At 48.5% G+C, this 14,295-nt stretch carries 8 protein-coding genes; 5 read left to right on the forward strand and 3 right to left on the reverse strand.

Annotated elements, in window-relative coordinates; all coding sequences use genetic code 11:
• Window positions 1-158: 158 nt before the first annotated feature.
• From ACO08K_RS17000 to rocD, 4 genes are all read left to right on the forward strand, one after another.
• Window positions 159-1,802: a 4Fe-4S dicluster domain-containing protein gene (locus ACO08K_RS17000; RefSeq protein ID WP_421797607.1), complete on the forward strand. Its 1,644-nt coding sequence runs from the start codon at window positions 159-161 to the stop codon at window positions 1,800-1,802.
• Window positions 1,803-1,906: 104 nt separating this feature from the next.
• Complete coding sequence (locus ACO08K_RS17005; RefSeq protein ID WP_421797608.1) at window positions 1,907-4,771, forward strand: molybdopterin-dependent oxidoreductase; 2,865 nt, start codon at window positions 1,907-1,909, stop codon at window positions 4,769-4,771.
• Complete coding sequence (locus tag ACO08K_RS17010) at window positions 4,771-6,561, forward strand: SulP family inorganic anion transporter (RefSeq protein WP_421797609.1); 1,791 nt, start codon at window positions 4,771-4,773, stop codon at window positions 6,559-6,561. Before ACO08K_RS17005 ends, ACO08K_RS17010 begins: the two co-directional genes overlap by 1 nt.
• Before the next feature lie 185 nt (window positions 6,562-6,746).
• Window positions 6,747-7,982, forward strand: a complete 1,236-nt coding sequence (rocD, locus tag ACO08K_RS17015) for an ornithine--oxo-acid transaminase (RefSeq protein ID WP_421797610.1) — start codon at window positions 6,747-6,749, stop codon at window positions 7,980-7,982.
• Between the two features lie 62 nt (window positions 7,983-8,044).
• On the opposite strand, the gene ACO08K_RS17020 is transcribed toward rocD, so the two are convergent.
• Window positions 8,045-10,297: a DUF5723 family protein gene (locus tag ACO08K_RS17020; protein WP_421797611.1), complete on the reverse strand. Its 2,253-nt coding sequence runs from the start codon at window positions 10,295-10,297 to the stop codon at window positions 8,045-8,047.
• Between the two features lie 313 nt (window positions 10,298-10,610).
• A complete protein-coding gene (locus ACO08K_RS17025; protein ID WP_421797612.1) occupies window positions 10,611-12,161 on the reverse strand; it encodes a glycine--tRNA ligase in 1,551 nt (516 codons plus the stop codon).
• Between the two features lie 199 nt (window positions 12,162-12,360).
• Between ACO08K_RS17025 and ACO08K_RS17030 the strand changes: the two genes are divergently transcribed.
• Window positions 12,361-13,053 (forward strand): head GIN domain-containing protein, encoded by a 693-nt coding sequence (locus ACO08K_RS17030; RefSeq protein WP_421797613.1) that lies wholly within the window; start codon window positions 12,361-12,363, stop codon window positions 13,051-13,053.
• 119 nt (window positions 13,054-13,172) lie between these two features.
• On the opposite strand, the gene ACO08K_RS17035 is transcribed toward ACO08K_RS17030, so the two are convergent.
• Window positions 13,173-14,261: a DUF4837 family protein gene (locus ACO08K_RS17035; protein ID WP_421797614.1), complete on the reverse strand. Its 1,089-nt coding sequence runs from the start codon at window positions 14,259-14,261 to the stop codon at window positions 13,173-13,175.
• Window positions 14,262-14,295 lie beyond the last annotated feature (34 nt).

Consider the following 14,295-nt stretch of genomic DNA (forward strand, 5'->3'; position numbering starts at 1 on the left):
ATACATGAACATTTTTTCATGTTTTGAAAAATTAAAATTATATTTGTTATCAGCGCTTCAGGTCAGCACAAGAAGTGCATCAAAGAATCGTGCACACGTAAAAATTTGAATTTGCTGGTTTATTTGAAGTAAATTGATGAACTCCTAAACCAGATGCCATGAAGTTCGGATTTGTCATCGATAACCGCAAATGTATTGGTTGCCACGCCTGCACCACAGCCTGCAAGCAGGAGCACGAAGTACCCGTCGGGGTATTCCGGACCTGGGTCAAACAGGTTGAAAAAGGGCTTTTTCCCAATACCCGGCGCGTCTTCTCCGTTATGCGTTGCAACCACTGCACAGATGCCCCCTGTGTGGAAATTTGCCCAGTGGAAGCCCTGCATTTTCGGGAAGATGGAATCGTGGATTTTGACAAAAACCGCTGCATCGGTTGCAAATCCTGTATGCAAGCCTGCCCTTACGATGCCCTGTACATCGATCCCGAAAGCCGCACCGCCGCCAAATGCAACTACTGCGCCCACCGTGTGGATGTGGGCCTGGAACCTGCCTGTGTGAATGTTTGCCCAGAGCATGCTATCATTTCTGGCGATATGGAAGATCCCCTTTCGGAAATCGCCCAACTATTGTCTCGCGAACAAGTCACTGCCCGCAAAGTGTCCAAAGGCACCCGCCCCAACCTGTTTTACATCAATGGCGACGACCACAACCTCATTCCCACCGCAGTCGACAAAGGGGCAACGATGGGGGTAAGTGCCCAGGCACGTGGGGTAGGCCATTACGCCAAGAACACCGAAAAAATGGCCTACAATGGTAGCGATCTCATCGCTACTGTGCTGGAGGCTCAAGGCAATACTTACGAAACTTCAGAATTAAAACAACGTGGACAAGCAGTCAAATCAGTTGAAGCACTGATGGGCAGCGAAGCAAAACGATATTATGATGCGCCAAGTAAAGGCATCATGTGGGGCTGGGAAGTATGGAGTTACGTGACCACTAAAGCGGTTGCAGCGGGTGTGTTTTTGATTCCATTTTTATTCTGGATACTCGGTGAAACCGATGTGATCACCACCCAGCAATTCGTGGTGATGCTTGGTACAGCCCTGTTTTTTCTTTTGGCAACTACTGCTTTGTTGGTTAAAGATCTGGACCAGCCCATGCGGTTTTTATACGTGATTTTGCGGCCGCAGTGGCGTTCATGGTTGGTCAAAGGTGGATATGCTCTGAGTCTGTACGGTGGCCTGCTGACCGCTTTGCTGGCCATTTTTATGTTAAAAATCCAAGTGTCCAATATCGTTATGGCAAGCCTGATGTGGTTTGCCGGATTGGCTGCTTTGGTGACTGCTGTGTATACCGCCTTCTTATTTGCCCAAGCCAAAGGCCGGGATTTTTGGCAAAGCCCTATGCTGGTACTGCACATGTTGGGGCACTCTTTTGCAGCTGGCGCAGCGGTACTGTTGGTGCTCGCTTCTTTGGATCAGCAAGCAATAAGTTGGGCGGGTCGAATGGGGGCTATCCTCAGTTTTACCCTGCTGCTCAACCTGATTTTGGTTTTCCTGGAACTGAGCATAACGCACCCAACCCAGGATGCCAAACTGGTGGTCAAAATGATCTTGAAAGGGCAGTACCGCAAGTTGTTTTGGTTCGTCAGCATTGGCCTGGGCATTTTTGTCCCCGTACTGTTGATCAATCTGGCAGGTGGCGACTTTTGGGCCAATCTCGGAGCAGCTGTGCTCAGTTTGATTGGTATTTTTTATACGGAAAAAATTTGGGTGGAAGCACCACAACGGATACCACTAAGTTGAGAAAGTCGAGGCTCCTGCAGCGTTTTTGACAAAGACCTTGTCCAAGTCGCTGCGGTAGCCTCAACCTTCATCGACCTCCCTCAACCTTCTCAACTCCAACCAATATGGCCTACAAACATAAACCTTCCCTCATCGAACGCATTGCTGAAGGCATCGGGCTCATCCCCAATTTGCACCAGGAAGAGGACTATGCGCCCAAGGTAAACAGCCTGACTGAGCCCGGCGACCTGACCAAATTTCCGCCCCCCGACCAATGGGACAATTGGACCGAATACGAGGCCAAAGCCTGGCCCAAAAAGCAAAAAAAGACTTATTCCATAGTACCTACCACCTGCTTCAATTGCGAGAGTGCTTGTGGCTTGTTGAGTTACATCGACAAGGAGACCAACGAGGTGCGCAAGTTTGAAGGCAATCCCTGGCACCCTGGCAGCCGGGGCCGCAATTGCGCCAAGGGCCCGGCTACCATCAACCAAATCAACGACCCTGACCGTATTCTCTACCCCCTCAAACGCAGTGGCAAAAGAGGTGAAGGCAAATGGGATCGCGTAAGCTGGGATGAGGTGCTGGATGACATCGCTGGACGCATGCGCAAAGCCTTGCAAGAAGGCCGAAACAACGAAATTGCCTACCACGTAGGCCGGCCTGGCCACGAGGGCTACATGGATCGGGTACTGCAAGCCTGGGGAGTGGATGGACACAACAGCCATACCAACATTTGTTCCTCGGGTGCCCGTTTTGGCTACGCCATCTGGTATGGGCACGACCGCCCTTCTCCCGATCACGCCAACGCCAAAGCGATGTTGCTGCTATCGGCGCACCTAGAAAGTGGGCATTATTTTAACCCCCATGCCCAACGCATTATTGAGGCAAAAATGAAGGGGGCCAAGTTGATTGTGATGGATCCCCGTTTGTCCAATACCGCGAGTATGGCGGATTATTGGTTGCCAACTTATCCCGGTTCAGAGGCTGCAATATTGTTGTCTTTGGCCAGAGAATTGATCATCAACGGCTGGTACAATCGGGATTATGTCGAAAACTGGGTCAATTGGGACGAATACCTCAAAGCAGCATACCCCGACAAGGAATGTACCTTTGAAAACTTTATTGAAACCCTGAAAGAAGTTTACGCTGAATACACCCCCGAATACGCTGAAGCCGAAACGGGTGTACCTGCAACCACCACCCGGGAAGTAGCCAAAGTGATTGCCGAAGCGGGTACCCGTTTTGCTACCCACAACTGGCGTTCGGCGGGCTCGGGCAATCTGGGGGGCTGGGCGGTGGCGCGTTGTTTGCATTTTTTGAATGTGCTGATGGGGGCAGTGGGCACCGAAGGGGGGACTTCTCCGAATACCTGGAACAAGTACCATCCCCATTTTTTTGACCATCCACCTGCCCAGAAGTTTTGGAACGAGTTGCATTTCCCCAAAGAATATCCCCTGGCCTTTTTTGAAATGTCCTTCCTCTTGCCCCACATGCTTAAAGAAGGCCGAGGCTTTATGGATGTGTATTTTTCCAGGGTGTTCAACCCCGTTTGGACCTACCCAGATGGCTTTTCTTGGATTGAGAGTTTTAGCGATGAAAAGCAGTTTGGCCTGCACGCTGCCCTGACCCCAATCTGGAGCGAAACCGCTTTTTTTGCGGATTACGTGCTGCCAATGGGCTTGGCCTCCGAGCGGCATGATTTGAATACCTATGAAACCCACGCTGGAGTATGGATTGCCTTCCGCCAACCCGTCTTGCGGGAAAAAGCCCGACGCGACGGTAAGCCTGTAAACTTTACTTATGAATCAAACCCTGGCGAAGTTTGGGAAGAAGATGAATTTTGGATCGAACTTTCCTGGCGCATCGACCCTGATGGCTCATTGGGCATCAAGGAACACTTCATTTCACCTTATCGGCCTGGTGAAAAAATCACTGTAGACGAATATTATCAATACATTTTTGAGCATACCAAGGGCTTGCCTGAAGCGGCAGCCAAAGAGGGGCTTAGCGCGCTGGATTACATGCGCAAGTATGGTGCTTTTCTGGTAGAGCCCTCCGTATACGAAAAGAACCTCCGCGAACTCAGTGCCAAAGAATTGGAAGGTACAGAGGTGAATCCTTTGACCCAAACCATTCAGAAAAAGGGCAAAACTGTCGGCCTGATGCACCAGGGCAAACCCGTGGAAGGCTTCCCAACGCCCTCGGGCAAAAACGAGTTTTTTAGCCAAACCATGGTCGACTGGAAATGGCCTGAATACGCCATCCCGGTGTACATCAAGAGCCATATCCACGAGGAAACGATGGATCGGGAAAAAGGAGAGTACCCGCTGGTGCCCACTTTCCGCATCCCAACTTTGATCCACTCCCGCTCCGGCAACGCCAAATGGCTGTACGAACTCAGCAACCACAATCCGATTTGGATGCATACCGAAGACGCCGCAAAATTTGGCGTTGAAACCGGCGATTTGTTGCGCATCAATACTGAAATTGGTTATTTTGTGGACAAGGTATGGGTGACGGAAGGCATGAAACCCGGAGTAGTCGCTTGCTCGCACCACCTGGGGCGCTGGCGGCGACTGAGCGATCCGGCAGGCAACCGTTGGGCTACCGCGGTAGTGAACATTGAAACCGATGGTAATGGTGCCTGGAAAATGAAACAAATTCAGGGCATACAACCCTTTACCAGTAAAGATGCCGATAGTTCGCGCATTTTTTGGAGTGATGGCGGAGTGCACCAAAACATCACCTTCCCCGTACACCCCGACCCAATTTCGGGCATGCACTGTTGGCACCAGAAAGTACGCATTGAACGGGCGCAGGCAGGAGATGAATATGGCGACATTTTTGTAGACACGAAGAAGTCCTTCGAAGTGTACAAAAAATGGATGGAAATGGCGCGACCTGCCCCCGGACCCAAGGGCCTGCGCAGGCCCCTCTGGATTAAACGGGCACTACGACCAGCTGAAGAAACTTTTTACATCAAATAATGGCAAAGTCATACTGGAACACGATTAATCCTTACCCAAACTGGTTCAAACAGGTCAACCGCCGGACGCTGAGAGCCGATTTTTTGGCTGGGTTAACGGGCTCCATTATTGTATTGCCACAGGGTTTGGCTTTTGCCATGATTGCGGGATTGCCGCCAGTTTATGGCTTGTATACCGCCATTATTCCACCGATTATTGCCGGGCTTTTTGGTTCTTCCATGCACATGGTATCGGGGCCGACCACGGCCAATTCACTGGTTGTTTTTGCTGCCTTGAGCCAGCTTGCAGTGCCGGGAACCAATGAATATGTCACCCTGGCTTTTTCCATCACCCTCTTTGTAGGCATTATTCAATTGGGTTTTGGCCTGGCCCGCCTGGGCATTTTTGTCAACTTTGTCTCCAGTACGGTCATCACGGCGTTTTCAACCGGAGCAGCGCTGTTGATCATGATCAGCCAATTGAAAAATATTTCGGGGGTAAGCATTAAAAATGGCCTGAATGCTTTTGAAGTTGTCTACGTTTTTTTTGAAAAAATTCACGAGTTCAATTTTCAGGTTTTTTCGGTGGCGGTGATTAGTTTTTGTAGTGCCGTAGCACTCAAATTGTGGAAGCCCAAATGGCCCAATCTCATCGGCGGTTTGATCATGGGTAGCTTGTGTGCAGTGGCTTTTGGAGGGGAGGAAATAGGCATTCATTTTGTAGCAGACATCGACCATGCCTTGCCTCCGATGAGTTGGCCCAGTTTTTCGATCTCGGAGTTTTCTACACTTTTTCCCAGTGCTTTTGCGGTGGCCATGATTGGACTCATTTCAGCCATTGCCATTGGAAAAAACATCGGGAGCCAGTCGGGGCAACGAATTGACAGCAACCGGGAGTTCGTGGGGCAGGGCTTGTCGAACATCGTGGGGAGTTTTTTTTCAGCATACGCCAGTTCCGGGTCTTTTACCCGTTCAGGGGTCAATTACCAGGCGGGCGCCCGCACGCCACTCTCAGCGGTGTTTGCATCCCTGATTTTACTGGTGATCTTGCTGTTCATTTCTCCCTTGGCCAGCTATTTGCCCATTGCTGGTATGGGCGGAATTATTCTACTGGTATCGATTAATTTGATTGATACTGACGAAATCAAACGCATCTTTCGGGCCAGTAGCCTGGAGGCAAGTGTTTTTGTGATCACGTTTATTGCCACCCTTTTGTTCTCATTGGAATACGCCATCTTTCTGGGCATTATGGTTTCGCTGGCCTTCTTTTTGTACAAGGTTTCTACCCCGCATATTGCTACAATGGCCCCTGATCCTACCAAGCCAGACAACAGCCTTACGTACATCAAGCGTAAGCCGGAATTACGGGAATGTTCCCAAATCAAAATCATCCGCCTGGACGGCCCCATTTTTTATGGTGCAGTAGATCATATCTCGGATTTTTTTGATCAGGTACGCGAGGGTAAACACAAGTATTGCCTCATCTTGTGCGAAGGGGTCAACTTTATTGGTTTATCGGGCGCGCATTGGTTGTATGAAGAAGCCGAACGTTGGAAGGCAAGAGAGGGAGGGCTGTATCTGTCCAACCTTAAAGTGGTGGCGCAGGACGTATTGATCCACAGTGGATTTAAGGCCTTAATTGGCGAAAATCACTTTTTTATTGCCAAAAAAGATGCCATTGAATACATCTATACCCTGATCCCGGATGAGGCTTGTCGGACTTGTGAAAAGCGGGTTTTCCGGGAGTGTCGCATCAAAGCTGAAGCAGCGGAACAACCAATGGAATTGCTCAAAACAGAACCAGCAAGATGAATATGAAATATTCCTTATGTCAAATTACTACATAACAAGATTTTATAAAAGCGGATAAAGTTATTTTAACTCAAAAAGTCATTATTGTAGTCAATTTAACGTAAATTGAAATCAAAAAAAGTCAATGCCTTAATTTTATAACCGATTTCTGGTTCAATTCTCTCAACCCACAAAGCATTTCAGCTATGGCAACAATGACCGCAACCCGCAGTGAGTTCCTCATTGCCAAGGAAGAACAATATGGTGCACACAATTACCACCCACTGGAGGCCGTCATCGAACGGGGGCGGGGAGTACACGTGTGGGATGTTGATGGAAAGCAGTATTATGACTTCCTTTCAGCTTATTCGGCGGTCAATCAGGGGCATTGCCATCCCAGAATCATTGAGGCTTTGACCACCCAGGCCCAAAAACTCACCTTGATCTCCCGGGCTTTTTACAATTCCGAATTGGGGCCTTACGAAGAATACATTACCAAACTATTTGGCTACGATAAAGTGCTGCCCATGAACACAGGGGTAGAGGCCGTTGAAACTGCCCTCAAACTTTGTCGCAAGTGGGCTTACGAAGTAAAAGGGGTGCCCGGCAATCAGGCCAAAATCCTCTTTGCTACCGGTAACTTCCACGGGCGTACCCTTTCCGTTATTTCTGGCTCGACCGATCCTTCCAGCCGGGGAGGCTTTGGCCCTTACATGCCGGGCTGGGAAATGGTAGAGTACAACAACCTGGCAGCATTGGAGGCTGCGTTGGAGGATCCCCATGTAGCAGGCTTGTTGATTGAACCCATTCAAGGGGAAGCCGGAGTAGTGGTTCCTGACCCAGGCTATCTATCTGCGGCTTTCCGCATGTGTCGGGAAAAGCAAGTGCTATTCATCGGTGACGAAATCCAGACGGGGATTGCACGCACGGGCAAAATGCTTGCACTAGACCACTATGGCATCAAGCCAGACATCCTGATTCTGGGCAAGGCACTTTCAGGTGGGGTATTGCCTGTGTCGGCAGTATTGGCCAATGATGAAATCATGTTGTGTATTCGTCCGGGTGAGCATGGCTCTACTTATGGGGGTAACCCGCTCGCTTGTGCGGTTGCTCGGGAAGCATTACAAGTGGTCTTGGATGAAAAACTGGCAGACAATGCCCAGCAGCTCGGAGAAATGTTTCGGGGAGCACTGAATGAGCTACGGAAAGAAACGGATCTGCTTACCCTTGTCCGGGGCCAGGGCTTGCTGAATGCCATCGTGATCAATACCGACGAAGATTCGGATTTGGCCTGGAAAATCTGTTTGCAATTCCGGGATAAGGGTTTGTTGGCCAAACCCACACATGGCAACAAAATTCGCTTGGCACCACCATTGGTGATCACGGAGGAGCAGTTGTGGGATTGTGTGGGGATTATACGGGAGACCCTGCTGTCATTTTAGCACGAAGATTGATCAATAGACTTGTGGTAAGTCAATTACCACAAGTCTATTACTACAAATTATTACTCTTCCAACTCCAAAATCCGCGCAGGCAAATACCCCACGAAATCTCGGAAACGCACTTTCCACCAGTCATCATTGGATTTTTCCAACAATTCCAAACGGTGGCCAATCACTACGGGTAAAAGTTCCAGGCTTCGTTCATCCGGGTTTTGACGGATGGTAGAATTTTCCAAAACCCGGTAAACGATCACCCGTCCAGGGCGAGTGGACACACTCACGGATGGTTTGGAAGTACTAGGTGGCGGAGTTGTTTCAACCACTGGAGCAGGTTTTTCTTCAACAGGCGGCGTTTCGACCTTGCGCTCGGGGATGAGTACCCGCTCGGGCACCCTTACTTCCTCCTCCTCTGTTACCGGAGCAACAATAGTTGGCGGTGCCTGAACGCCGGTACTGAGTTCAAATTCTTTTTTCAATTGCAGCTGTCCGCCCATTTCATCGGTGCTGATGATGGTCTCATTGGGTGAAAAACCATTCTTACGGAGTACCAATCGGTGGTTGTTTTCACGTCTCAATGAGAGCAAAATAATGCCGTTGCCAAAGGTGCGCTTGGTGAGCAATGCCTCAGTACCATCATTGTTTTGAATGTATACCTCCAGCGCGACTCCCGTCAATTGTTCTTTACTTATCCCATTAAAAACGGTGCCCACCAATGAGACCGAAGGAGGTAATTCACTTGGTGCCCGAGAAGTGGTACCCGGCGGGTTGTTGGATTTTTTATCGTTTTCTTTGGGTTTGGTACTGGCCAGTAATTCTTTAGGTTCTTCCTTTTTCTTGGGGTCAGTTTTTTTCTTTGGGTTTAACTCCGCATAGCGTTCGTCGCGGGTTTGGCGGCCAAAGTTGAAGGTGAGCCCCAAGTTGAAATGAGCGGTTTTGGAACTGCTAAAAGCAAAGATGGGGATGATGTTGTCTGAAGCCAAATATATCTGGGCAGGCCCAAGGTTTAGTGCGGCGCCTGCACCGAAGTTGATGGTTGATTTGTTGAATGAGGAGATATTCCCTCCAAACTGTAAGATTTTATTTACCCGGGTGGTAATGCCTACTCCAAAGCCAAAATCCACCTCCCCCAGGTAAAAACGTGGATTGAGCACCACATCAATAGACGTATTGGGCGTCACAAAATAGCTGCCACCTACGTACAACATGGCGGGCAAACGGGTTTTGAAGGTAGTGTCGATGGTTGCCTTACGCCCCAGGCTATCCACAAATTCCAATACCTCGGAATTGAAGTAATCCAGATCCTGGGTAGGGAATTCGATGTTGTCGTCGGCCAGCGGGTTGATGGTGACGTCATTTTTCCAGGTGATGCTGCCTACATTGAGCAAACTGGCGTATAAATCTAGTTCCTTGTTGACATTGTATTGCAGGCCAAGATCAAAAGCAAAGCCATTGTTGCCCGTATTCTGCAAGTAGTTGGATGGATTCCGTTGGAGCGCTTGGGTGGCCAAGCTGCCAAAATTCAAATTGCCCAGGATGGAATAGTAGGGCTTCAAATTCTGAACCCCCGAGCTCATAAAACTCAGGTTGCCCAAAACGCCAAAAAAACGATCATCGGCATCGCTGACAAAGCGCATCGAGTCATTGTTGGTTTGGATTTGGCTGATGCCCATCAGAGACTTTGCCCGAAACCCAATGGAAAGTTTTTTGTTGATTTGGCGGGTGTAACCAATGCCAATAGAGCGATACTGCAATACGTTGTACTGAAAATCCTGAATGTCGTAGGTGCGGTTGACAATTTTGCTGTTGCCTACATTGAACAACATTTCAGCCAGTGGCCGAGGGTACTTCATCAAGGCGTTCATGGTTTCGTTGGCAAAAACATTGATGTAATTGCGGGAACCAATGCGGAAGCCCAAATCCAGTAAGTTCACGCTGACGTCCATTTGGGCGTAATTCTGCTGATCCAGGTTGTCCAGGAATCTTTTGTAGGGGTTGTCGGGGCCACCTTCAACATTGCTGCTGCCCTCCCGGAAATCACCCAAACGGAAGCCAGAACTGCTCACTGCCCCATTGGCCCCGCTCATCAGGGGCAGACCAATGTTGTATTTAGACAGCGGAATTCGTCCAGGGTTGACCAGATAAGACTGTGGAGCAAAGGTCAATTGGGACAAAGTAAGGTTGCGCTGGGCAAAAATTGGATTGGCGAGCAGCCAGAAGCTGCAAGCCAACCAAAGCGGTTGGGAAAAGGAAAATAAGGAACGAATCCGTAGGCTGGGGGTAGCTTGCATCGAAGGTTGTTTTGTAAAGTTACTCATGAATGCTCGGTTTTTGGATGCTGCGGGGCGCTGAAAAACAAGTATTCCATTTTGTCAAAGGATTAGATAAGTAAACGTTTCATTTCAAATGCCTTATCTAATCCTTTGACTCAGAAAAAAATGAAAACTTATTTTTGCCCCACTACTACGCATTTTAGTTTAACGAGGAATTTACTGGATTCGCCTGTTCTTCAAGTCAAAAGAACGTCACAAGATTTTGTATATAAAAAAAACCGCTGCGACATTGAATTGTGCAGCGGTTTTCCGTAGGGGCGATCCTCTGTGACCGCCCTTGTTGGGTAACCACGTAGGGTTACCCCAACAACGTTTTCATATCAACTCGCTGGCGAACAATCTCTTCAATCTTATCAATGTGGACACGTTCTTGTTTAAGACTATCGCGTTCACGGATGGTCACAGTATTGTTTTCCAAGGTCTCAAAATCAATGGTCACACAATAAGGTGTACCAATGGCATCCTGACGGCGATAACGACGACCAATGGCGTCTTTTTCGTCGTACTGACACTGGAAGGAGAACTTCAACTTGTTGAATACATCGGTGCTTGCCTTTACCAGTTCTTCACGATTTTTCAACAAGGGCAACACTGCAACCTTGATAGGTGCCAAAGCTGGATGCAATTTCATTACCACCCGGGTCGAGTCATTGCCATCAGCATCTGGTACGGTTTCTTCTTGGAGTGATTCACTCATCATGGCGAGGAACATTCGGTCGGCGCCAACCGATGTTTCGAGCACATAAGGTACGTAATTTTCATTGAGCTCTGGGTCAAAATATTGTAATTTTTTTCCAGAAAGTTCTTGATGACTGCTAAGGTCAAAATTGGTGCGGGAGTGGATTCCCTCCAATTCTTTAAAACCAAAAGGAAATTCGTACTGAATGTCTACCGCAGCGTTGGCGTAGTGAGCCAGGTTGTCGTGGTCTTTGAAACGCAGTTTGGACTCAGGGGTACCGATTTTGCGGTGCCAGTTCATCCGGGTTTGTTTCCAGTAGTCGTACCACTTCATTTCTTCGCCAGGGCGAATGAAGAACTGCATCTCCATTTGTTCAAATTCGCGCATGCGGAAAATGAACTGCCGGGCTACAATTTCATTGCGGAAAGCTTTGCCAATTTGGGCGATGCCAAAAGGAACTTTCTGACGCGTCGATTTTTGTACATTCAAAAAGTTTACAAAAATGCCCTGCGCAGTTTCCGGGCGCAGGTAGAGTTTGCCTTCTTCCCCAGCAATATTGCCCAATTGGGTATTGAACATGAGGTTGAACTGGCGTACATCCGTCCAGTTGCGCGAGCCGGTATCGGGGTCGGTGATGTCCAAATCCTCGATAATGGTTTTCATCTCGGCCATGTCTCCTTTCGACATCGCTGCGGTGAGCCGATCGGTTACTGCCTGGGCTTTTTGGGTATATTCAAGTACCCGTGGGTTGGTGGTGCGGTAAAGGGCTTCGTCGAAGGAATCGCCAAATTTTTTCTTGGCTTTTTCAACTTCTTTATCCGCCTTGCCCAATATTTTATCAATTTCTTCCTCGATCAACACATCGGCGCGGAAGCGTTTTTTGCTGTCTTTGTTGTCTACCAAAGGATCGTTGAAAGCATCCACGTGCCCGGAAGCCTTCCAGGTTTTGGGGTGCATAAAGATGGCAGCATCCAGTCCGACGATGTTGTCGTGCATCTGCACCATTGCCGCCCACCAGTAATCCTTGATGTTATTTTTGAGTTCTACACCATAGGGACCGTAATCATACACGGCAGCAAGACCATCGTAAATTTCGCTCGATTGAAAGATAAAACCGTACTCTTTGCTGTGTGCAACCAACTTCTTGAACAGATCCGCTTGCTGGGTCATTGTAAATGCTTGTTTGAGTAATACTGAATTAGGGTGCAAAAATGGCAAAAATTCGGGTTTGTTGCCGGGTAAAACCCGATTTTTTTGGTTTACAGCCCTGTTTATATTTTATCTGGGTGCTAAAATAGGGGCAGCGGGCGTTCTTAGCATCCTATTACAGGAGTATCACCCAATCACGAATTCAAAAAAACAAAAGAATATGAAACGATTGATGCAAATCGGACTACTGCTGGGATTGTACTGTTTGGCTTTTACGACTCAGGTACACGCTCAAAAGGAAGTGCAGGTGGAAAATTTTGACCAGGTCAGCGCCATTGGGAGCATCACCATGCACCTGGAAGCAGGGGATGCCAACAAGGTAGTGCTGTACATTGACGGTATTCCTGAAAAAGAAATTGAAATAAAAGTGGTCAAAGGCGTGCTGCGCATTCAGGTTTTGAATGGCTTTTTGTACAAAAACGAAATTGTCAAAGCCTATGTGACCTACAAAAGTTTGCGTGGCGTGAGGGCCAGCGCCGGAGCAAAAGTGGATTGTAAAGAAACCCTCAGCGCAGATTTGTTTTCAGCCAGTGTGGCCGCAGGTGGTCAAATGGATTTGAGCCTCAACGTCAAAAGCCTGGATGCCACTGCTTCGGAAGGTGGCCAGTTGAACCTGAAAGGCACTGCCACAAATCAGGACATCAATGCCAGCACCGGTGGCGTATGCCGCTGTTCGGATTTGATTGGTGAAAAAGCTACGGTTAAAACCAGCACCGGTGGCCGCGCCGAAGTCCAGGTAACCGACTTATTAGAAGCCGCGGCCAACGTCGGAGGCGAAATTTTATACGAAAACGAACCCAAAGAAAAACGGGTGAAGCAATTTTTGGGGGGCGATGTGCGGAAGATGAGGTAAGTAATGAGAGATGAGAGATGAAAGATGAGAGATGAAAGAGGCTACCGCAGGGACTTAGACAAGATTCTTGTCAAAAATGCTGCGGTAGCCTCTTTCATCTCTTATCTTTCATCTCTTTCTTACGGTTTCATCTCCGTCCTTTGCCGCTGCAACAAGAATTGCAATTCCAATAATTTTTCCACCTTATTGGATAAAGTACCTTCTACAAAACCCGCCAATAAGACCGGAGCGTCTGGTGGGAAGTTGGGCAACTGGCAAATGAAGGATCCGGTCCTGGTACCGAGCAACCACAATCCTCGCCATTCCGTGGCGGGGATTGTTTTTTGGTAACGGATGGTCGAGGCGAACAGGGGTGGATTTTTTTCTTCCAGGCGAATACCTCCTCCTCCGTACATCGCCGCAGGCGCAGGCGTTCGCCGCAAAACGCCTTGTAGCGTTGCTTCAGGAGCCTGAGCGGATCTGGCCAGTTCAGCCACGGTAGTACGGCGAATGAGGATCCACAAGGCTCCACCATCGGGATAAGGATATTGCAACCAGGAAACTGAGTCGGTACTGCTAACGATCTGGGTTCCACGGGGCAAATCCAGGTCTACTTTATGGTTTTCCCAGAGTTTGCGATTGATGGCATCGTCCTGTTTCTTTTTAAACAAGGTTGATTCGTGCAAATGAGCCTCGTTTTCCCGAATTTTTTGATAAATGGTGGGATAATATTGCTCCCAAAGTTGCAAGGCTTGTTTTTCATCATTAACAGCTACAACCATCACCCGCTGTGGATTCGACCAAACTTTGTCCATGGCAAAAACCTGATTGTCTCGCCATTGTTTGAGTTGCTCCTGACTGAGTCGGCTTTCGATGATTTTGGCCAAAGCTTGCTCCTGAGCATTGGAAGAGTATTTGCGGATGATGATCAGGCAGTTGCGTTGAGCCAAAAAACTCGGATTGGTCAAAAAACGTTTCGGAGAGAAATACTGCGTTTTGAACCAGGGTTCTGCCGGAGTCACAAAGGGAAAAGCTGCCGAAAAGCGCGCCCTTACCTCGCTGCCAATTTTTCCCTGCCACCAGACAGTATCCATCACAATGGTCAACTCATTGAGTTTCCCCAAAGCTGGTGGTAAAGGTTTTTCAGGGCTATCTTTGACACAACCTGAGCCAAGGAAATGGCACAATCCCAAAAAAAGCAGCAGTTCCCAAAATCTTCTACGAGCCATGACGGACTAATTTCAAAACGGAAATGTACGGATT

It is taken from the genome of Haliscomenobacter sp. (assembly GCF_965225875.1).
In the GTDB taxonomy this organism is placed as follows: Bacteria; Bacteroidota; Bacteroidia; order Chitinophagales; family Saprospiraceae; genus Haliscomenobacter.